General features: G+C 73.8%; 21 protein-coding genes and 2 pseudogenes. 8 read left to right on the forward strand and 15 right to left on the reverse strand.

The features are described 5' to 3' along the window. Window positions 1-148: 148 nt before the first annotated feature. Window positions 149-1,255 carry an endonuclease/exonuclease/phosphatase family protein gene (locus tag AB0I21_RS21020; protein ID WP_360563367.1) on the reverse strand — a complete coding sequence of 369 codons (1,107 nt, stop codon included), beginning with the start codon at window positions 1,253-1,255 and terminating at the stop codon, window positions 149-151. A gap of 142 nt (window positions 1,256-1,397) precedes the next feature. Here AB0I21_RS21020 and AB0I21_RS21025 point away from each other — a divergent pair, with 142 nt between their 5' ends. Continuing rightward, on the forward strand, window positions 1,398-4,085 hold the full coding sequence (locus AB0I21_RS21025; protein ID WP_360563369.1) for a glycoside hydrolase family 9 protein: 2,688 nt from the start codon (window positions 1,398-1,400) through the stop codon (window positions 4,083-4,085). Window positions 4,086-4,140: 55 nt separating this feature from the next. Here AB0I21_RS21025 and AB0I21_RS21030 read toward each other — a convergent pair whose 3' ends face one another. Then, a complete protein-coding gene (locus AB0I21_RS21030; RefSeq protein ID WP_360563453.1) occupies window positions 4,141-4,434 on the reverse strand; it encodes an RICIN domain-containing protein in 294 nt (97 codons plus the stop codon). Window positions 4,435-4,565: 131 nt separating this feature from the next. Between AB0I21_RS21030 and AB0I21_RS21035 the strand changes: the two genes are divergently transcribed. Continuing rightward, complete coding sequence (locus tag AB0I21_RS21035) at window positions 4,566-5,351, forward strand: endonuclease/exonuclease/phosphatase family protein (protein WP_360563371.1); 786 nt, start codon at window positions 4,566-4,568, stop codon at window positions 5,349-5,351. Window positions 5,352-5,388: 37 nt separating this feature from the next. On the opposite strand, the gene AB0I21_RS21040 is transcribed toward AB0I21_RS21035, so the two are convergent. From AB0I21_RS21040 to AB0I21_RS21055, 4 genes and pseudogenes are all read right to left on the reverse strand, one after another. Further along, window positions 5,389-6,081: a CPBP family intramembrane glutamic endopeptidase gene (locus AB0I21_RS21040; RefSeq protein WP_360563372.1), complete on the reverse strand. Its 693-nt coding sequence runs from the start codon at window positions 6,079-6,081 to the stop codon at window positions 5,389-5,391. After that, entirely contained in the window at window positions 6,078-6,329 is a 252-nt protein-coding gene (locus tag AB0I21_RS21045) for a hypothetical protein (RefSeq protein ID WP_360563374.1), read from the reverse strand. The genes AB0I21_RS21040 and AB0I21_RS21045 overlap by 4 nt, the downstream gene beginning before the upstream one ends. Further along, entirely contained in the window at window positions 6,323-6,478 is a 156-nt protein-coding gene (locus tag AB0I21_RS21050) for an NAD-dependent epimerase/dehydratase family protein (RefSeq protein WP_360563376.1), read from the reverse strand. The genes AB0I21_RS21045 and AB0I21_RS21050 overlap by 7 nt, the downstream gene beginning before the upstream one ends. Window positions 6,479-6,532: 54 nt before the next feature. After that, window positions 6,533-6,745, reverse strand: a pseudogene (locus AB0I21_RS21055) (YhjD/YihY/BrkB family envelope integrity protein); the annotation flags it as partial. Between the two features lie 194 nt (window positions 6,746-6,939). On the opposite strand from AB0I21_RS21055, the gene AB0I21_RS21060 reads away from it, so the two are divergent. From AB0I21_RS21060 to AB0I21_RS21075, 4 genes are all read left to right on the forward strand, one after another. After that, complete coding sequence (locus AB0I21_RS21060) at window positions 6,940-7,251, forward strand: DUF3618 domain-containing protein (protein WP_360563377.1); 312 nt, start codon at window positions 6,940-6,942, stop codon at window positions 7,249-7,251. Next, a complete protein-coding gene (locus tag AB0I21_RS21065; protein WP_344510694.1) occupies window positions 7,251-7,523 on the forward strand; it encodes a DUF4235 domain-containing protein in 273 nt (90 codons plus the stop codon). The genes AB0I21_RS21060 and AB0I21_RS21065 overlap by 1 nt, the downstream gene beginning before the upstream one ends. A 102-nt stretch (window positions 7,524-7,625) precedes the next feature. Further along, entirely contained in the window at window positions 7,626-9,920 is a 2,295-nt protein-coding gene (locus tag AB0I21_RS21070; RefSeq protein ID WP_360563379.1) for an MMPL family transporter, read from the forward strand. Window positions 9,921-9,937: 17 nt separating this feature from the next. Further along, a complete protein-coding gene (locus AB0I21_RS21075) occupies window positions 9,938-10,402 on the forward strand; it encodes a hypothetical protein (protein ID WP_360563381.1) in 465 nt (154 codons plus the stop codon). On the opposite strand, the gene AB0I21_RS21080 is transcribed toward AB0I21_RS21075, so the two are convergent. Beyond that, the gene (locus AB0I21_RS21080; RefSeq protein WP_360563383.1) at window positions 10,388-10,861 is read right to left on the reverse strand and encodes a MarR family transcriptional regulator; all 474 of its coding nucleotides are present in this window, start codon (window positions 10,859-10,861) and stop codon (window positions 10,388-10,390) included. The two genes, AB0I21_RS21075 and AB0I21_RS21080, sit on opposite strands and share 15 nt — an antisense overlap. Window positions 10,862-10,898: 37 nt before the next feature. Between AB0I21_RS21080 and pip the strand changes: the two genes are divergently transcribed. Further along, entirely contained in the window at window positions 10,899-11,882 is a 984-nt protein-coding gene (gene pip / locus AB0I21_RS21085; protein ID WP_360563384.1) for a prolyl aminopeptidase, read from the forward strand. Between the two features lie 7 nt (window positions 11,883-11,889). Here pip and AB0I21_RS21090 read toward each other — a convergent pair whose 3' ends face one another. From AB0I21_RS21090 to AB0I21_RS21125, 8 genes and pseudogenes are all read right to left on the reverse strand, one after another. Continuing rightward, window positions 11,890-12,564, reverse strand: a complete 675-nt coding sequence (locus AB0I21_RS21090) for an MBL fold metallo-hydrolase (RefSeq protein ID WP_360563386.1) — start codon at window positions 12,562-12,564, stop codon at window positions 11,890-11,892. Window positions 12,565-12,676: 112 nt separating this feature from the next. After that, a complete protein-coding gene (locus AB0I21_RS21095) occupies window positions 12,677-14,170 on the reverse strand; it encodes an alkaline phosphatase PhoX (protein WP_360563388.1) in 1,494 nt (497 codons plus the stop codon). 113 nt (window positions 14,171-14,283) lie between these two features. Then, window positions 14,284-15,101, reverse strand: a pseudogene (locus AB0I21_RS21100) (DUF4253 domain-containing protein). Window positions 15,102-15,355: 254 nt separating this feature from the next. Continuing rightward, window positions 15,356-16,543: an MFS transporter gene (locus AB0I21_RS21105; RefSeq protein WP_360563390.1), complete on the reverse strand. Its 1,188-nt coding sequence runs from the start codon at window positions 16,541-16,543 to the stop codon at window positions 15,356-15,358. Further along, complete coding sequence (locus AB0I21_RS21110; protein WP_360563391.1) at window positions 16,540-17,235, reverse strand: FadR/GntR family transcriptional regulator; 696 nt, start codon at window positions 17,233-17,235, stop codon at window positions 16,540-16,542. Before AB0I21_RS21110 ends, AB0I21_RS21105 begins: the two co-directional genes overlap by 4 nt. Before the next feature lie 101 nt (window positions 17,236-17,336). After that, entirely contained in the window at window positions 17,337-18,047 is a 711-nt protein-coding gene (locus tag AB0I21_RS21115; RefSeq protein WP_360563393.1) for a hypothetical protein, read from the reverse strand. A 16-nt stretch (window positions 18,048-18,063) separates the two neighbouring features. After that, complete coding sequence (locus AB0I21_RS21120) at window positions 18,064-18,552, reverse strand: sigma factor-like helix-turn-helix DNA-binding protein (RefSeq protein WP_360563395.1); 489 nt, start codon at window positions 18,550-18,552, stop codon at window positions 18,064-18,066. A gap of 120 nt (window positions 18,553-18,672) precedes the next feature. Continuing rightward, complete coding sequence (locus AB0I21_RS21125; RefSeq protein WP_360563397.1) at window positions 18,673-19,593, reverse strand: M56 family metallopeptidase; 921 nt, start codon at window positions 19,591-19,593, stop codon at window positions 18,673-18,675. An 89-nt stretch (window positions 19,594-19,682) separates the two neighbouring features. Between AB0I21_RS21125 and AB0I21_RS21130 the strand changes: the two genes are divergently transcribed. Beyond that, a complete protein-coding gene (locus AB0I21_RS21130; RefSeq protein ID WP_344510663.1) occupies window positions 19,683-20,072 on the forward strand; it encodes a BlaI/MecI/CopY family transcriptional regulator in 390 nt (129 codons plus the stop codon). Window positions 20,073-20,079 lie beyond the last annotated feature (7 nt).

Below are 20,079 nucleotides of genomic sequence, written 5' to 3' on the forward strand. Positions count from 1 at the left end.
CCCCGCTCCTCCCACTCGCGCCCTGACCCCCATTGATCTTCGCGACTTTCAGACTGTCACGCAATGCAATAGATCCGCTACCCAGTGCGCAGTGTTTGTGCATTTTTCACCGTTCGTTTGTCGCTCGAACCGGTGACACGAGTGCCGTTCAGGGCCGCGGCAGGCGGGACAGGTCGATGTCGGCGTAGATGGCGGCGTGGTCGGAGCCGGCGTGGACCGGTTGGGTCATCGTGTCGTAGATCGGCCACAGGGCGCCGCGGCGGCCGCCCCACACGCCCTTGCGCAGGATGCCGCCGCCGGTCGTCGCGGCGAACAGGGCCGGGGACAGCAGGACGTAGTCGAGCTTGTTGGGGGCGGTGCAGTAGCCGTACGTGCCGGGGCGGCCGCCGTCGTCGAAGCCGGGGTGGGTGCTGACGTCGCGCAGGTCGGTGTCGCGCAGCAGCGGCGCGAGGGGGTCGCTGGCCGGGGTGTCGTTGAGGTCGCCCACGACGGCGACGAGCGGGAAATCCAACGCGCGGTAGATTTCCGCGACCCGGGCGGCCTGCCGGCGGCGACGGGCGTCGGAGGCGACCTTCCCGCCGTAGCCCTTGCTCTTGAGGTGGTTGACGAGGACCGCGAGGTGCTGGCCGTCCGGCAGCCGGAAGTGGTACTCGGCGCAGTCGCGGCTGAAGACGCGGCCGTGCTCGTCGGTGTCGTCGACGTGGGTGCGCTGGCCGACCGGCGGGTATGCCGCGGTGGACATGACGCCGACGTCGATGCCGCGCTCGTCGTTGCCGTCGACGACCATGAAGTGCTCGTACCTGCCGCCGAGGCCGCCCTCGGCGAACCGCTTCAGCGCGAGGCGGCTCTCCGCCTCGATCACGCCGAGGATGTCGGCGCCGACGTCGAGGATGACCCGCGCCGTGTTGAGCAGCGCCAGCTCGTCCACCCGGTCGGTGGTCAGCTCCACCCAGCCGATCCAGTCGGCCCGGCCACCGGCGACGACCTCGACCACGCCGGTGCGCCGCCGCACCAGCAGCCGCCCGCGGTTCTGCCGCAGGCGGGCGAACTTCGCCGTGTCGCCGTTGCGCAGCCCGAGCCGGCCCAGCTCGCGCAGGATGTCGTGCTTGACCTCGTCGGTGTAGACGGGCTCCTCCAGCAGCTCGCAGGCCCGCTGGAACGCCTCGAGGATCGGGCGCCCGGCCGCCCACGTGCGCTGGTCCAGCGCCTTGGCCCGGTTGAACAGGTTCTCGACGTTGTAGCTGGCGAGCCGCATGGGCCGTAAGTTACATGCCCGCGGCACCGGCCGGACGGCATCGACGCGACGGATGCTTTACAGCGTGTCGAAGGTCCGCCTACGGTCCGGCACGCCGGCGCCCGCCAGTGCCGGCACCCTTTGCCGCAGGAGGACTCCCGACATGAGACGCCGTACCGTGGCGATCGTCGCCGCGGGCGCACTGTTCGCACTGTCTGTGTGCGCGCCGCCCGCCACCGCCGCGCCGGACCCCGGGTCGCCGGTCAAGGTGAACCAGGTCGCCTACGTGCCGGGCCTGCCGAAGCAGGCCACGATCGTCAGCTCCGCCACGACGCCGATCGGCTGGACGCTGCGCAACGCCGCCGGCGTGACCGTCGCGAGTGGACAGACGACCGTGAAGGGCGCCGACACCCTGTCCGGCGACAACGTCCACATCGCCGACTTCTCCGCCTACGACACCCCGGGCAGCGGCTACGTGCTGTCGGCCGGCGGGTCGGACAGCTACCCGTTCGACATCTCCGCCGCGCCGGTGCAGCAGCTGCGGAAGGACTCGCTCGCCTTCTTCTACCACCAGCGCAGCGGCATCGCGATCGAGTCGCAGTACGTCGGCAGCCGCTACGCCCGCCCCGCCGGGCACGTCGGCGTCGCGCCGAACCAGGGCGACACGTCCGTGCCGTGCCGGACGAGCTGCGGCTACTCCCTCGACGTGCGCGGCGGCTGGTACGACGCCGGCGACCAGGGCAAGTACGTCGTCAACGGCGGCATCGCCGCGTGGCAGCTGCTCGACATCTACGAGCGGAGCACCGACCGGGCCGCGCTCGGCGACGGCACCCTCGCCATCCCGGAGCGGGCCAACGGCGTCCCGGACGTCCTGGACGAGGCCCGCTGGGAGGTCGAGTTCCTGCTGCGGATGCAGGTGCCGGACGGCCGTACCGACGCCGGCATGGTCCATCACAAGATCCATGACGAGAACTGGACCGGGCTGCCGATGCGCCCGGAGGCCGACCCGCAGCGGCGCCTGCTGTCGCCGGTGAGCACCGCCGCCACCCTCAACCTCGCCGCCGTCGCGGCGCAGGCGGCCCGGATCTGGCGCACGATCGACCCGGCGTTCTCCGCCCGGGCCCAGACCGCCGCCGAGAAGGCGTACGCCGCGGCGAAATCCAACCCGAACCGGATCGCCAGCGGCAGCGACAGCACCGGCGGCGGCGCGTACGACGACAGCACCGTCACGGACGAGTTCTACTGGGCGGCGGCCGAGCTGTTCACCACCACCGGCGGCGCGTCCTACCGGGCCGACGTGACCGGCTCGCCGCTCTACAAGGGCGCCGGCTTCAACCAGCGCGGCTACGACTGGGGCTGGGTCGCCGGCCTCGGCGACACCACCCTCGCGATCGTCCCCAACGGCCTGCCCGCGGCCGACATCGCGGCGACCAGGGCCAGGTTCGCGACGTTCGCCGACGGGCTGCTGACCCAGATGGCGGCGCAGGGCTACCCCGCCCCGAACGGCGGCCCGACCTACAACTGGGGCTCCTCCGGGCAGATCGCCAACAACGCCGCCGTCCTCGGCCTCGCCTACGACTTCACCGGCCTCGCGAAGTACCGCACCGGCGCGTTCCAGGCCCTCGACTACCTCCTCGGCCGCAACCCGCTCAACCAGTCCTACATCGCCGGGTACGGGGAGAAGGCCGTCCGCAACGTGCACCACCGGTTCTGGGCCAACCAGGCCGACGCGTCGCTGCCGACCGCGCCGCCCGGCGCGCTGTCCGGCGGCCCCAACAGCGGCCTGCAGGACCCGGTCGCGCAGGCGCAGCTCGCCGGCTGCAAGGCGCAGAAGTGCTTCGTCGACGACATCGGCGCGTACTCCGTCAACGAGGTCGCGATCAACTGGAACTCGGGCCTCGCGTCCCTGGCCAGCTGGGCCGCCGAGCACACCGGCACTGTCCCGCCGCGGGACACCACTGCGCCGACCGTGCCCGGCACGCCGGTCGCCTCCGACGTCACCGCGACCTGGCTGCGCCTCACCTGGGCCCCGTCCAGCGACCCGGAGAGCGGCGTCACCGGCTACGAGGTGCGCCGCGTGTCCGGCTCCACCTCGACGGTCGTGGCGACCACCACCACCGCCTCCGCGTCGATCACGGGCCTGACGCCCGCCACCGCCTACACGTTCGTGGTCGCCGCCCGCAACGGCGCCGGCCTCACCTCCGCCGCGTCGGCGCCCGTCACCGTGACCACGGCGGACCCGCCCGCGGATGCCCGGCCCTCCACGCCCGGCCTGCCCGTCGCCTCCGCGGTGACGGCCACCGGCTTCACGCTCACCTGGGCCGCCTCCACCGACGACAACGGCGTCACCGGCTACGAGATCCACCGCCGGCAGGGCGACGCGCTGTCGATCCTCGCCACCAGCACCGGGCCGTCGGTCACGCTGACCGGCCTCACCCCCAACACCGAGTACATCCTCATGGTGCGCGCCAAGGACACCGCGGGACAGTTCTCCCTGTTGTCGTCGCCCGTCACGGTACGGACGGCGGCCGCACCGACCGGCGGCTGCACGGTGGCCTACTCGGCGAACAGCTGGGGCGCCGGCTTCACCGGTAGCGTCACGATCACGAACACCGGGACCACGGCGTGGACCTCGTGGACGCTGGGCTTCACGTTCCCCGGCGACCAGCGCGTCACCCAGGGCTGGTCCGGCCGCTGGACGCAGACCGGCGCCGCCGTCACCGCCACGAACGAGTCCTGGAACGGCGCGGTGCCCGCCGGAGGCACCGTCAGCCTGGGCTTCAACGGCTCGTACACCGGCAGCAACACCAACCCGACGGTCTTCACCGTCAACGGCACCACCTGCACCTGACCCGCACCGCCCCAGACGCCGGCCACCGCACTGGTGGCCGGCGTCGGCGGGGCGGTTACATGGGGTTCCAGCCGTCGGTGCCGGCCAGGTACTTCTGCGCCGCGACCGTGGGCCTGCCGCTGGTCGGGGGCGGGCCGGCGGTCGCGGTCGCGCCGCCGACGTGGTTGAACGACCACTGCATGCGCGCGATGTCGGCGCACGTCTCCTGCACGATCGGGTTGCCGCCGGCGGTGGAGCCGTCCTTGTCGCTGAGGCAGAGCCCGGAGGAGACGCTCTTCACGATGTACTTGCCCGCGGCCGCCGAGGACGCCGTGAAGGTCCACTGCTGGTTGGTGGAGACGCCGCAGATGCCTCGCCCGGTGCCCGGATTACGGAAATTCGTGGCGGCGGCGCGGGCCCCCGGCCGGCGGCGGAAACGTTCACGCCCCCCGGCGAGATACCCCGTGGCGCCCCGCGCGGCGCGGGTGGTGAAATCGGCCGATGATCGACGTGCGGCTGCTGACGTTCAACACGCTCATGCGCGACGACGTCCCGGCCCGGCTGCGGGCGCTCGGCCCGGTGCTGGAGCGGGCCGCGTACGACGTGGTGTGCCTGCAGGAGGTGCTGCACGGCGGCAGCGTGCGCCTGCTGCGGCGGGGCGCCGGCTTCCGGCACGTGGCGGTCACGCGGGCGGCGCTGCCGTCGGGCGGGCTGATGCTCATGTCGCGGTGGCCGATCCTGCGGTACCGGTTCGCGCGGTTCCGGATGGCCGGGCCGTTGCGCACCGAGCAGCTCATGCGCAAGGGGGCGCAGCTCGCGGTCGTCGAGACGCCGGCCGGGCCCCTCGCCGTCGTCAACACCCACCTGTCCGCGAACCGCGACGACGACTGGTCGGACGGCAACCGGTTCACCCGCGTCATCCGCCAGGAGCTCGACCACCTGGCGCGGCTGGTCCGCGGGTTCGAGCCGCAGCTGCCGGCGGTGGTCGTCGGCGACTTCAACGTGCCCCGCGACTCGGCGGCGTTCACCGGGTTCGCCGCGGCGGCCGGCCTGCGCGACGTCCTCGCCGGCGACCCGACGACGACGTTCCGGCCGACGCCGCGCTGGCCCGCGCCGCCCGCCCTGGACCAGGTCCTGGTCCGAGCGCTGACGGCGGACGCCCGGACGGTGCTGCAGGATGCGGTCCGGGTCGCCGACGGACGGGAGCTGTTCCTGTCCGACCACTACGGCCTGGAGGCCGATCTGTCCTTCGGCGGACCTGTCACGGGGGAGCGGCGCGCTTCGTGACGATCGGGACCGGCGGCCGGGCAGGTGCCGGCGTTACTCAGGTCGCGATCAGTGGGGGCAGCGCGAACAGCATCACCGTCGACCAGGTGACGTGCGTCAGGACCGGGGCGAGGACGCCGCCGGACGCGCGGCGCTGCAGGGCCAGGACGGTGCCGAGGACGACGGCGGCGAAGACGAGCATCGGGTTGCCGGTGGCGACGGTGGCGATCGCGTAGACGGCGGTGGAGATCGTCACCGGGAGGGTGCGGCCGACGGCGGCGAAGAGCGCGCCGCGGAAGAAGAGCTCCTCGGCGGCGCCGTTGGCGAGGGTGACGACGGTGATGAGGACGAGCGAGCCGTACCTGGCGTGGTCGAGCACGTCGTCGGTGTAGGCGCGCAGCGGCGGGATCTCCCGCACGACCAGCGCCCCGGCCACGAACACCGCCCCGGCGAGCAGGCCGGTCAGGATCGGGGTCGCGACGGGGCGGCGCAGCGTGTCGCGGAACAGGATGTGTCCCAGGTGCAGCGGGCCGGACAGCAGCGCCCCGGCGACCCACGTCGCGGCGACGGCGAGGGCCATCGGGTAGAACAGCGCGTCGCCGGGGCGGATCGACAGCGACAGCCCGAGCAGCACCGCGCCGACGACGAGGGTCACCGCGGCGACGACCCGCCGACGGCGGAACTGCGCGTCCGACTGGGTGTGGTCGCGCGGCACGCGGTCGACGAACGCGGCCCTGACCAGGCGCCTCACGACGCGCGGTCCCGCAGGGCGAGCCGGACCGCCTCGTCGTAGCCGATCGTCGGGCCGGGCACGACCTTCTCGATGCCGTGGTCGCGGACGACGACCTCGTTGCTCAGCGAGTCGACGAGGTTCCGGGCCGTGGTCAGGTCCACGTCGGTGACGAGCGCCAGCCACGACGCCGACAGGCGGGGCGTGAGCAGCGGCACCGTCACATTCGGCAGGCGATCGCCGCGCACCGCCGCCGCACGCGTCAGCATGTCGATGTAGCGCAGCACCTCGGGGCCGCCGATCTCGTAGACCTTGCCGCGGGCCTCGACCAGTTCCAGGACTCCGACAAGGTAGCGGCCAGGTGCGACCCGATGAACCCGGAGGCGCCGGTCACCAGCACTGTCTTCGTCACCGCCACCTCCTACCCCACCCGGGCCGCGCCATCGCAAATCGACGCAGCAGCCCGGACCGGCTACGACGGCGACGCGGCCCGGTCCAGCTTGCGGGTGTCGCGCAGCTCGACGTAGGGCTCCTCCGCCTCCGGGTGGCCGGCCTGGATGGCGCGGCTGCGCTGCAGCTCGGCGTCGAGCTCGGCGCCGACCAGGATCGCGATGTTGCTGATCCACAGCCAGATCAGGAACACGATGACGGTGGCGAGGCTGCCATAGGTCTTGTTGTACGAGCCGACGCAGCGGTGCGACCGGTCTCGTTCTCTGGGTGCCCGTCCGTGTTGTCTGCCATGCCGACCTCCAAGCCGTGGACCTCACGTTTCGGCTTTCCCTGCCGGGGGCCGCCGAACCATCCGCGGTGCCGCCGGTGGGGGTGTTTGGTTGCCGGACGGCAAGGGCATCACGCCTGCAAATGAACGGGAGGTGCGTCATGGCCATGCCCCGATCGGGCGGCGACGATCCGCAGCAGCTGCGGGAGCAGATCGCGCGGACCCGCGCCGAGCTCGGCAGCACGGTCGAGGCCCTCGCCGCCAAGGCCGACGTGAAGGCCCGCGCCAAGGACGCCGCCGCGCAGGCCGCCGAGCGCGCCAAGGGCGCCGCCGCCGACGCCGCCAGGAACCTCGCCGAGACCGTCTCGGACAAGGCGGTCGCCGTGCGGCGGCCGCTGGCCCTCGCCGCGATCGGCGCCGCCGTGCTCGTCGCGGTGCTCGTCGCCGTCGCCGTCCGCCGCCGGGGGCGATGATGAGCGGCTGGGGCGCGAAGCTCGCGTACAAGCCGGTCGGGCTCGCCCTGGGCGTCGGCTCCGGCCTGGTCGCCGGGCTGGTCTTCAAGCAGGTCTGGAAGGTGCTCGGCAACGACGACGACGCGCCGAACGCCACCGACGAGGATCGCGGCTGGGGCGAGATCCTCGTCGCCGCCGCGCTGCAGGGCGCGATCTTCGCCGTGGTGAAGGCGACCGTGGACCGGGCGGGCGCGGTCGCCGTCCACCGGGCCACCGGCCGCTGGCCCGGCTGATCCCGCCACGACGTCGCCCGATCGGGGCGCACCGTTTTCCTCTCCCGGCGCCGGGGTACTGCCCGATCCACACAACGAACTCCTGGAAGAGGGAGCCGGACCGTGACCGACGTCGTGGAGCCTCGCAGCCGGTGGCGGCCCAACGTGCTGATGCGTGGATACGCGGCGCTCGTGGTCGCGCTGCGCTGGCTGATCGTCGGCGGGTGGGCCGTCGCGGTCGTGCTTTCCGTGCAGTACCTGCCGGCCACCAACCAGGGCGGCAGCGACCTGGAGCAGCTGGTGTCCGCCGGCAACCCGGCCGTCGCCAGCGAGGTCCGCTCGTTCGAGAAGTTCGGCTTCCCGCTGCTGAGCCGCGTCGCCGTGGTGCAGCGCAAGGCCGATGGGCTGCCGCAGGCCACCCAGACCGAGGCGGTCGCCCGCGCCCGGGCGGTCAGCGACGGCACGTACACCGACGTCGCGCCGATCCGTGCGGCGGTCCCGGTCATGAACACCCTCGGCCTCTTCCCCGGCTCCGCCGAGGACGGCACCACGATCGTGACGCTGCTCTTCACGGACCCGGACGTCACCTTCGCCGACCAGGTCGCCGCCGCGGAGAAGTTCGTGGCCGCGCACTACGGCGCGGACGACGCCGTCGTCGGGATCACCGGCTCGGTGCCGGCGCGGGTCGAGCAGACCCGCATCCTGCAGTCGAAGGTGCCGACCCTGGAGCTGATCACCGTCGGCGCGGTGTTCCTCATCGTGGCGTTCGCGTTCCGGTCGCTGATCGCGGCGCTGCTCGCGCTCGGCGCCGCCGGGGTCGCGACGCTGCTGACCCTGCACGTCGGCGGCGCGCTCGCCGAGCGGCTCGGGGTGCCGGTGCCGCAGGAGACCCAGCCGCTGCTGGTCGCGCTGCTGCTCGGCGTCGTCACCGACTACGTCGTGTTCTACCTGTCGGCGGCGCGCCGGCAGCTGGCCGCCGGGGAGTCGCGGCTGGACGCCGCGCGGCACGCGACCGCGCGCTACACCCCGATCATCGCGATCGCCGGGGCGACCGCCGCCGCCGGCACCGGCGCGCTCATCGTCGCCGACGCACCGACCTTCCGGGCGTTCGGCCCCGGGATGGCGCTCGCCATCCTCATCGGCGTGCTGGTGTCGGTGACCCTGGTCCCGGCGCTGCTGGCGATCTTCGGCCGGTTCGTCTTCTGGTCGCCGCTGCGCCGCCCGCTCGGCACCCGCGGCGCCGAGCCGGCCCCGGTCGGCGGGCGCTGGTGGGCCAGGCTGCTGACCCGCCGCTGGTTCGCGCTGCCGGTGCTGCTGCTGTGCGTCGGCGGGCTCGTCGCGGCCGCGCTGCCGCTGCAGCACATCCGGCTCGGGGTGTCGTTCGTCGAGGCGCTGCCGCCGGGGCACCCGACCCGGGTCGCGGCCGACGCCGCGGAGACCGGCTTCGCCGACGGCATCCTGTCGCCGACCGAGGTGCTCATCGAGGGCGCCGGCGTCGCGGGCCGCCAGGCGGAGCTCGCGAAGCTGCAGCAGGCGCTGTCCCGCGAGCCCGGCGTCGCCGCCGTCCTCGGCCCCGGCACCCAGGGCCTGCCGGAAGGGCTCAGCGTCTTCCAGGCCGGCGACGGCTCCGCCGCGCGCTTCCTGCTCGTCCTCGCCGACGAGCCGCTCGGCGCCCGGGCCGTCGACACCGCCGGCCGGCTCGACCGCGACCTGCCGGGCCTGCTGCGCGACGCGGGGCTCGACGGCGCGACGGCGAGCCTCGGTGGCGACACCGCCGTCGCCCGCGTCATCGTCGACCAGACCGTGCACGACCTGGGCCGCATCGCGATCGCGGCGCTGCTGGCCAACCTGCTCTTCCTGGTGCTGTTCCTGCGGGCCCTGATCGCCCCGATCGGCCTGCTGCTCTGCAGCGTCCTCGCCATCGGCGCCACCCTCGGCCTGACCACGTACGTCTTCCAGGACCGCCTCGGCGGCGACGGCCTCACGTTCTACGTCCCGTTCGCGGCGGCGGTGCTGCTCGTCGCGCTCGGCTCCGACTACAACATCTTCGGCATCGGCCCCGCCTGGCGCGAGGCCCGGACCAGGCCGCTGCGCGAGGCGCTCGCGATCACCCTGCCGCACTCGGCGAAGGCCATCCGCACCGCCGCGTTCACGCTCGCGGTGAGCTTCGGCCTGCTGCTGATCGTGCCGCTGCGCCCCTTCCGGGAACTCGCCTTCGCCCTCGCGGTCGGCGTGTTCATCGACGCGTTCATCGTCCGGTCGCTGCTCGCCCCGGCGCTGCTGAGCGTCCTGGGGTCGACGGTGGCCCCGACCGTCGACCCGCCGCCCCCCGGTGCCGGGGAGCCGCTCGTCGTCGAGCAGCGCGCGCACTCAAGAGACGCTCAAGACCTGCGCACCGCGGGCTCGTACGACGGCTGAGTGGCTACGCTCGATACATGCTGATCGCGAAGCGGACCAGCGTCTGGCGGGCGCGCTATACAGTCACGCAACAGGGCCACGCCGTCGCCGCGTGGGAGGGCGGGGTCTGGCGCGGCGGCGGCCAGCTGACCGTCGCCGGCCAGTCGTTCCTCGTCCGCGGCAACGCGTGGGGCAGCCGCTTCGTGATGCAGGACAAGGCCGGCGAGTCCGTCGCCGCCGCCGACCGGGTCGGCCGCAAGCAGTGGACGGTCACCGCGGGCGGCGTCACGTACCAGTTCCAGCGCGCCTCGGTGTGGAGCCAGGCCCAGGACCTGTACGCGGGTGGCCGCAAGGTCGGCTCGGTCCGCAAGACCAGCTTCTGGGGCAGTGACGTCGAGGTCGACCTGCCGGGCCTCCCGCTGCCGGTGCAGGTCTTCGTCCTCGGTGTCGTCGTCACGATGTGGGAGGCGCAGTCGGCCGCGGCGGCGTCAGCCTCGGCCTGACGGCCCTTCTACGACCACCGCGCCGATGCGCTCGTGCATCGGGCGGCGCTCCAGGGCGGCGATGGCCTCCTCGACCAGGCGGCTCAGCGGATAGGGCAGCTCCGCGTCGAACGCCTCGGCGGCCGCGACGGTCGCCGCCATCTCCGCCTCGATCGTCGGCATGAGCCGGGCGGCCCGGTCGGTGAGGTGGACGATGCGCTGCCTGGCGTCGGCGCCGGGCTCCAGGCGCACCAGGTCCTGCCGGGCCATCTCCGCGACGGTCTGGCTCGCCGCCGAGTGGGTGACGCCGATCGCGACGGCCAGGTCGCGGATCGTGCTGGGCCCCTGCCGGGCGAGGGTGCGCACGACCGGGGCGAACCTGGGGCGGATGTCGGGCAGCCCGAGGTCCGCGTAGACCCGGGCGACGTCGCCGTCGAGCAGTTCGAGCAGGTGCCGCAGCCGGCTGCCGAGGAATGTCACAGCACTAATATAACAGCGCTGTTGTATTCTGCTCGGCATGTACCCACCCATCGAGCCGCACGACGAAGGCATGCTCGACGTCGGCGACGGCAACCTCGTGCACTGGTCCGTCAGCGGCAACCCGGCCGGGCTGCCCGCCGCCGTCGTCCACGGCGGGCCGGGCTCCGGCAGCAGCCCGCGGACCCGGCGCTACTTCGACCCGGAGCGCTACCGGATCGTGCAGTTCGACCAGCGCAACTGCGGCCGCAGCACACCACACGCGTCCACACTGGACGCCGACCTGCGGCACAACACGACCGACCACCTCGTCGCCGACATGGAGCGGCTGCGCGAGCACCTCGGGATCGACCGGTGGCTGCTGTTCGGCGGGTCGTGGGGGTCGACGCTGATCCTCACGTATGCCGAACGCCACCCGCACCGCGTCGCCGGCATCGTCATCGACGGCGTGACCTCCACCCGCCGCCGCGAGCGCGACTGGCTCTACGAGGGCGTCGGCCGCTTCTTCCCCGCGCAGTGGGCGGCGTTCCGCGACCACGTGGCACCGGTGAGCGACCGGACACCGGCAGGTTCGGCCGACCTGGCGCCGGCGAACGCGGCCGACCTGATCGCCGCTTACGCACGGCTGATGGGCTCGCCCGACCCGGCCGTGCGCGCCGCCGCGGCGCAGGCGTGGTGCGCCTGGGAGGACACCGCCGTCTCGCTCGAACCGAACGGCGTGCCCGACGCGTACAGCGGCCGCCCCGACGACGCGAAGCTCGCCATGGTGCGCATCTGCACCCACTACTTCGCCAACGCCGCCTGGCTGGAGGAGGGCGTCCTGATCCGCGACGCCGATCGGCTCGCCGGGATCCGCGGCGTGCTGCTGCACGGCCGGTTCGACATCAGCAGCCCCCTGGAGACGGCCTGGCTGCTCGCCGAGCGCTGGCCGGACGCCACGCTGACGGTCGTCGAGGACTCCGGCCACACCGGCAGCGACACGATGCGCACCCTGATCCGCGAGGCCCTCGACTCGTTCGTCTGACCGGCGTTCAGCGCAGCCGGGCGGCGAAGTCCCGGAACCGGGACACCGCGTCGCCCCGGACCGCGGCGCCGTGGCCGAAGACCGCGACCTGGAAGTCGAGCTCGGCGAGGCGGGCGGCGCTGCGCACCGCGACGGCATGGTCGGCGTTGGTCACCTTCGGCGACGCCCGCACCCTCCCAAGCATCGCGGTCGCCGCGTCCCCGGCGAACAGCACCCCGCCGCCGCGGTCCAGCAGGAACGACACGTGCCCCGGCGTGTGCCCGGGAGTGTGCACGGCGGTGATCCCGGAGACCCCGGTAGGCCCGTCGCCTTCGAGGGTCCGGTCCACCGGCGCCGGCTCGGCCCGCAGGAACCGCGCCGACAGCCGCAGCAGCCAGTGGTGGACGGGCGCCGGCCGCTCCCCGGTGATGACCGGCGCGTCCTGCCGGTGCGCGACGACCCGCGCCCCGGTGCGCTGCCGCAGGTCCGCCAGCGACCCGGTGTGGTCGGCGTGCTGGTGCGTCATCAGGATCGTGTGCACGTCGGCGAGGTCGTGCCCGGTCGCGCGGACCGCGACGCCCAGCTTGCCGGCCCTGTGCGGCAGCCCGGTGTCGACGAGCACGAGGCCGTCGTCGACCTCGATGAGGTGCGCGTGCACGTAGCCGAACGCGATCTCCCACACGCCGTCCACGATCCGCCGCACGCCGGTCCCTTCCGTCGGCCCCCAGCTTGCGCGACCGCCGGCACCGGCCGCCACGCGACGGTGGAAATTCACTCCGGGGCCCCGGAGTGACGCCGGGGCCCCGGAGCGCTGGTCAGCCGAGGTAGCGGCCCCACGGGCCGGTGATGGCCAGGGTGATGCCGGGAACCTGGATGTTGACGAACAGGACCTTGCCGTCCGGGGAGAACGTCGGGCCGGTGAACTCGGAGTAGGTCGGGGCGCCGTTGGAGGTGCCGTTGCTGAGCATGTTGCGGGCGATGGCGTAGGTCGGACCGCCGGGGACGGAGCTCAGCACGTGCGAGGCGCGGACGCCGTCCTCGGCGAGGACGAGGGTGCCCCACGGGGTGACCGTGACGTTGTCGGGCCCGTCGAAGGTCAGGTCGGCGTACTTCGGCGCCGGGCCCTCGCCCTCGGCGGCGGAGTTGTGCGGGAAGTACGTGACCAGGGTGATGGTCTGGTCGGAGTAGTCGTAGAACCACACCATGCCGTCGTGCTTGGTCGCGTCGGCGGGCAGGTCGTTGGCGCCGAAGGCGAAGCTGTTGACGATGTAGCAGCCCTTGCGGGTGCTCCAGACGCCCTCGAACTTCTTGCCCCGGGTGACGGTGCCGTCGGCGAACTGGGTGCGGACCGGCTTGGTGGTCGCGTCGCGGTCCGGCACCTCGAGCCAGGTCACCTTGAACGGGCGGCCGATCTGGGCGGAGGTGAGGTACGCGACGTCGGGCAGGATGCTGCCGTCGTCGAGGCGGATCTGCATCGCCTCGAGCTTGCCGGCGTCGTCGGCCAGCGAGTTGGCGATGCCCGCGCCGAGGCGCTTGCCGTCGGTCGAGCGCCAGCGGTAGAACAGGCCGTTGGGGCTGCTGGCGTCCTCGGACAGGTAGACGTGCTTGAGGTCCGGGTCGACGGCGAGGGCCTCGTGGTCGTACCGGCCGAACGCCTTGATCGCCTTGGGCAGCTGCTTCTTGGACTCGGCCGGGAAGACCTCGAAGACGTAGCCGTGGGCCTTCTCGTAGGTGCCGGTCTGGCCGCCGGCGGTCCAGGTGGCGCCGGCGTTGGCGGTGGTCTCCTCGCAGGTCAGCCAGGTGCCCCACGGGGTCACGCCGCCCGCGCAGTTGCGCAGCGTGCCGGAGATGCCGACCCACTCGCCGGTGCGCCGGCCGTTGCCGTCGGTGGTGATGACGGTGCAGCCGCCCGCGTTGGGCGCGCCCGGGTCGTACACGGTGCCCTCGATGTGCGGCACGCCGTACGCGATGGTGTGCGGGTTGAGCTCGTGGTTCTGGATGATCGTGAGCTTGTTGTGGCCGGCGGCGACGACGCCCGTGCCGTCGTGGTAACCGGGCGTCTTGCCCTGGTTGCCGTTCATCTCCGTGCTGCCCTCGCGGGTGACGATCGTGTAGGAGAAGCCCTCGGGCAGCGCGAGGATGCCGTTCGGGTCGTCCTTCAGCGGCGGGAACGGGCGCCCGCCGGAGGACGGCCGGTGCTCCTCGTGCGCGAGGGCGGGCTCGGCGAGGGTCGGCAGGGCACCGGCGACGGTCAGGCCGACGCCCGCCGCGGCCGTACCACTGAGAACTTGACGGCGAGAAACAGTCACGCTGGCACGCTCCAAAGAAGTCTGCTTGATTCCTTCGCAGCCTCGGAGACGCCGGTGAACCGTGGGGAAATACAAGGCGAACGATGCACGTCGCCGACCCGCACAGCGGGCGGTCAGTCCCACCAGAAGTGCCAGGCGGGCGCGCCGACGAGGCCCGCCGCGTAGCCGGGCAGGTCGGTGCCGCCCCACACGGTGTCGGGGCAGAAGGCGACGTGCTCCGCGGCGACCGTCAATGCCTCGTCCACCGTGGACGGTGGCGCGGCGACGCTCAGGAACAGCTCGGCGAAGCGACCCCGACGACCCGGACCCCGAAGCGCTCCTCCCAGCTGCGCAGGACCGCGCTGATGTGGGCGGTGTCGTCGGTGTGGTTGGCGGGGCCGTCCCAGCCGACGACGGTGAGCGCGTCGGCGCCGCGACCGGCGGCGACCAGGCCGAGCCGCCACGGCCGGCGGGACGCGACGAGCGCGGCCGCCTCCCGGTCGGCGGTCGCGTCGGCGTCGGCGGGGTCCACGCCCGCCGCGGGTGCCAGCCCCGGCCACGGGCCGCGTTCGTCGCCGGTCTCCGCCCACCACTTCGGCAGCAGCGCCGCCGGGTCGTGGTCCGCGGGGTCGGACATGTCTTCGGGGACGAGCTCACCCTCGATCCACGGGCGGCACGGGTCGCCGTCGAGGTGCGTCAGCAGCAGGGGCCACAGGCCGGTGGCGGGGTGCGCGGCGCGCAGCTCCTCCCACAGCCCCGGCGGCGGGGACGTCTTGCTCAGCCAGAGCACCGGCGGCTCGTCGTCGTCGAGGTCGGGCCGGATGGTCTTGCCCGGGGGCAGCGGCACGGTGAGGGCCTTGACCCGGGCGGGCAGCGTCAGACGCTTCGCGGACACCCGCACGACCGTATCCGATCGGCGCCGGGTGGGACAGCCGCCGGGCGCCGTGTCCATCGACGAACTCGGCCGCTCCGGCGGCCTTTCAACCGGGTGCCGCGGTCCCCGTCCGTCCGTGCCGGGCCGCCCGCCGGGTCGGCCGGTCCTGTCACGGACGGCCTGTCTCGGTTGCCGGACCGGCCGGTCCTGTTGCGGGTGGCCTGTCTCGGTTGCCGGACCGGCCGGTCCTGTTGCGGGCGGCCTGTCTCGGTTGCCGGGTCGGCCGGTCCTGTTGCGGGCGGCCCGTCTCGGTTGGCGGGCCGCCCACAGGGTCAGCCGATCACCCTGTCCCGGCCGGCGAGGACGGCGAAGCCGCCCATCACTGCGATCAGTGCGCACATCGTCGCCAAGGGCAACGTCCACGAGCCGCTCGCGTCGCGCAGCGCGCCGATGAGGACGGGGCCGCACGCGGCCAGGAGGTAGCCGACCGACTGCGCCATCCCCGACAGGGCCGCGGCCTGGCGGTGGTCGACGGCACGCAGGCTGAACAGCGACAGGCACAGCACGAGCGACAGGCCCGCACCGAGGCCGGCGCTCACCAGCCACACGACGGGCAGGCCGGGCGCGAGCAGCAGCCCGCCCACGCCGAGCAGGATCATCGCGGTGCACAGCAGGGCGACCAGCCGCTGGTCCGGCAGGCGGCGCATGAGGTGCGGGGCGGCGAGGTTCGCCACGACCACGGCGATCAGGTAGACGAACAGGTGCCAGCCGGCCGTCGTGGCGCTGACCCCGTGGTCCTGCTCGATGCTCGGCAGCCAGGCGACCATCACGTAGAAGACCAGCGACTGCAGGCCCATGAACAGCGTCACCTGCCAGCCGATCGGGCTGCGCCAGGGCGAGCGGTGCGCGACCGTCGCGCCGGCGCCGCCGTCGGGGCCCGCCGGGCGGGTGCGCAGCCGGGGCAGCCAGACGGCGGCGGCGACGACCGTGAGCCCGACCCAGCAGCCGAGCGCGATCCGCCAGCCGGCGGTGGACTGGCCCGCGATGGGCACGGCGACGCCGGACGCGATCGCCGCGACGATGCTCTGCGTCGCGGAGTAGCCGCCGGACAGCTGCGCGACCCGGTCCGGGAAGTCCCGCTTGACCAGGCTGGGCAGCAGCACGTTGAAGAACGCGATCGCCGCGCCGATGGCGACCGTGCCGGCCCAGATCCCGCCGGCGACCGGCACCGACCGCAGCACGATGCCGGCGGCGAGCACGGCGAGGCCCAGGCCGAGGGTGCGCTCCAGCCCGAGCCGCCGCGCCACCAGCGGGGCGACCGGCGAGAAGCCCGCGAACGCGAGCAGCGGCAGCGCGGTCAGCACACCGGCTGCGGTCGCGGTCAGGCCGAGGTCGGCGCGCACGTCGTCGAGCACCGGCCCGACGGACGTCAGCGCGGCCCGCAGGTTGGTGGCGATCAGCAGGATGCCGACCACGAGCAGCCCGGTGCGGGCCCGCACCGGGGCGAGGGTGGCGGTCACGACGCGCTCCCGCGCAGGATGTCGCGGCCCTCGGCGACCAGCGCGACGCTGCACGCCTCGGCGGCGTCGGGGTCACCGGCCTCGATCGCGTCGACCAGGTGGTGGTGCAGGTCGTGCACGGTGCTGTCGTGGTCCAGCGCGGCGCTGTCGCTGATCGTCTGCGTGATGACGGGGCTCAGGTGCTGGTACAACTCAGCGAGCAGCGGGTTGCCGCCGGCGATGACGACCGCGCGGTGGAACGCGAAGTCGGCCTCGACGAAGCCCGCCAGGTCGCCGGTCCGGGCTGCGTCCCGCCGGTCGAGCAGCTCGCGCAGGTGGGCGACGTCCTCGGCGGTGGCGTGCAGGGCGGCCCGGCGCGACCCGCGGTGCTCCAGCAGCGCCCGCACCTCGAAGGCGTCGTCGGGGTCGGCCTCCGCGACCCGCCGGCCGAGGGACACCTGCAGCTCGCTGTCGGCGCGCACGTAGGTGCCGTCGCCGGGACGCGCTTCGAGGAGTCCGAGGTGTACGAGCGCGCTCAACGCCTCCCGGACGGTGTTGCGACTGACGCCGAGCTGCTCGGTGAGCCGGTGCTCGGGCGGGATCCGGGAGCCGACCGGCCAGTCACCGGCCGCGATCAGCTGCTTGAACTGACCGGCGACCTGCGTGGCGAGGGGCACGGCCCGTTGCGGGCTCGACAGCACTCCGACCTCCAAATGTAGGACATTTGGATGGTAGGACAGATCGAATCTTTTCGCGAGCGTGGACGCGCGACTGCCCCGGCACCAACCGGCGCCGGGGCAGTCGCTGAGCGGGGTTACTTGACCGGCTTGACCGGCTTGGCCGACGGGTCCTCCTCACTGCCGGCCGGGCGGCCTTCTCGCGGCGGGGCCACGGTGGTGCAGGTCAGCGGCGTGTCGATGGGCACCAGGCGCTCGACCGAGCCGGGGGAGCCGCCCGTGACCTCCAGCTGGGCGGGGGTCAGGTACCCGATGAACAGCTGCTTGCCGGGCGGCAGGGCCGAGGCGTCGAAGACGAACGTCGCGTCGGCGCCCGCCAGAGGGCGCACGACGCCCGTGACGCCCGGGCCGGTGCCGTGCACCAGCGTCAGGTCGTCGCCCGGGCCGGCGCAGAACTCGCCGACCTTGACGACCACCGGGAAGCCGGCCTGCCGCAGGGCCGCCTCCAGGCCGGCGGGGTCCTCGAACCACTGTTGCTTGGTCCAGGTCACCTGGACCGTGCCGTCGGCCCGGGAGTCGACGGTGTAGGCGACCGTCCGGACGTGCACTTCGCCGGCCGCGTTCACGCCGGGCGCCGTGGCCGGGGGTCCCGCCGGGGGGTTGGCGAGGCTCGCCACGCCGAGCGCGACGCCGGCCACCGCCACGGTGCCGGCGGCGACGGTCGCCAGCCGGCGGCGGTTGCGGCGGGCCCGGCCGGTGCTCACGATGTCCTCGACGGGCGTGCCCATCGTGACCGCGTCGAGCGAGCCTCGCAGGGTGTCGAGGACGTCGGTGTCGTGGTCGTTCATGACTTCTCCTGACTGTTCATGACTGCTCCTGGCTGTGGTTGACGACGAGATGGCCGCGCAGCGTCGCGATCGCCCGGGACAGGTGCGCGGTGACGGTGCCCGGGGCCATGCCCAGGGCCTTGGCGGTGGCGGCGGTGTCGAGGTCGAGGAAGACCCGGAACGCGATGACCTCCCGCTGCCGGGGCGGCAGGGCGCGCAGCAGCCGCAGCAGCGCCGGGTCGAGGCCGCCGCCGGGCTCGCCGGTGCCGTCGGCGGTGTCCACGTGCCCGTCGCCGAGGTCGACCTCGCGGCGGTGCCGGCGCCACCACGACACCCGCAGGTTGAGCGCGGTGCGCACGACCCAGGCCCGCGGCGCCGGATGCCGCCGCACCTTGTGCCACGACATCCACGCCCGGGTGAACGCCTCGGCCACCAGGTCCTCGGCGACCTGGCGGTCCGCGACGCCGGCGAGCACGGCCCGCAGGCACCGGTCGCGCTCCGACCGGTAGAACTCGGTGAACTCCATGTGCCCCACGCCTCATGAACGCTTCAGGGCCCGGAATCACTTACCCGGGTTTCGCGAGGCCGTCGGTGACGGCGCCGGCGCGGACCGCTCGGCGTCGCCCGGCGCCGGTCGCGGACCCGTTCAGCGCCCGCGGGCCGCCATGAGCAGCTCGACCAGGTCGATGGCGGCCTCGACCGACCAGACGACGCTGAACGCGGCGAGCGCGGCGGGCAGCAGGCTCAGCAGCCCCGCGGCGGGCCAGGTGCGCGGGGTCAGCAGCAGCGACACCCGGCGGGGCACGATGCCCTGCGGGATCGCGACGTGCAGCACCGACCAGCCCGATCCGGCCGGGGTCGCGCCGGCACCGGAGGTCGCCAGCGCGGCCGCGCCGATGGCGTGCGCGACCGTGCGGCGGCTGCCCACCTCGACGGCGGCATGCTCGTCGGCGGCCCGCTCGAGCAGGTAGTCGACGTGCTTCGCGACCCACCACAGCGCCGGGTGGGCGGCGGCGGCCGTGTCCGCCAGGCGGGCCAGCCGGTGGTGCCGGCCGGCGAGGTGCGCCTGCTCGTGCGCGATGAGCGCGTCGAACTGCCGGTCGGTCAGCAGCGCCCGCATGCCGGTGGTGACCACGACGTAACCGGGCCGGCCGGGGACCGCGAACGCCTTCGCCTCCGCGTCGGGCAGCACGACCAGCGCCGTGCCGTCGCCGGCGGACCGGCCGAGCGCGAGGACGTCGCGGTGGTGGCGCCAGCGGCGGATGACGGAGACGGCGACGGCGGCGAGCAGCGCGACGCTGAGCCACGGCGCCCACGGCTCCGCGGCGGTGTCGGCCGTGACGACCGTCGCCGACCAGCCGAACACGCCGGCGACGGCCGGCACCTGGGCGAGCGCCTTCAGTGCGAACAGCAGCAGGTTGACGGTGCTGGCGGCGGCGACCACGGCCGCGGACCAGGCGACGGCACGGGCCGCGCCGGCGGGCGGGAGCCGGTCGGCGAGCAGGCGCACGACGAGCAGGATCAGCGGCGGCACCACGAGCACCGACCACACGAAATGATCGAACATGTGCCTCCCCCGCGCGGTGAGTCCGTGCCCCTCGCACTCTAACCAGATCGGTCAGCGACGACCGGCCACGGCTCGATAGAGTCGTCGCGATGAGTACACCACCGCCTCCGGGAGACCGCCGGCGCCGGCCCGGACAGCTCGAGGCGCAGGTGATCACGGTCCTCGGCGCCGCCGCCGGGCCGCTCACCCCGGGCGAGGTCCGCGACCTGCTCGATCCCGCCGGCGCGCTGTCGTACAGCGCCGTGGTGACCACCCTGACCCGGCTGCACGAGAAGGGCTCCGTCACCAGGCACCGCGACGGCCGGGCGTTCCGCTACGGGGCGCTCCGCGACGCGGCCGGGCTGGTCGCGGAGCGGATGAGCCGCCTGCTCGCCGAGGAGCCCGACCGGGCGACGGTGCTGCGCCGGTTCGTCGGCACCCTCGACGACCGCGACGAGCAGACCCTCCGCGCGCTGCTGCGGGAGCACCCCGAGGCGTGACCTCTGC

The sequence above is a fragment of the Dactylosporangium sp. NPDC050588 genome (genome assembly GCF_040654975.1).
GTDB classification, from domain to species: Bacteria; Actinomycetota; Actinomycetes; order Mycobacteriales; family Micromonosporaceae; genus Dactylosporangium; species Dactylosporangium maewongense.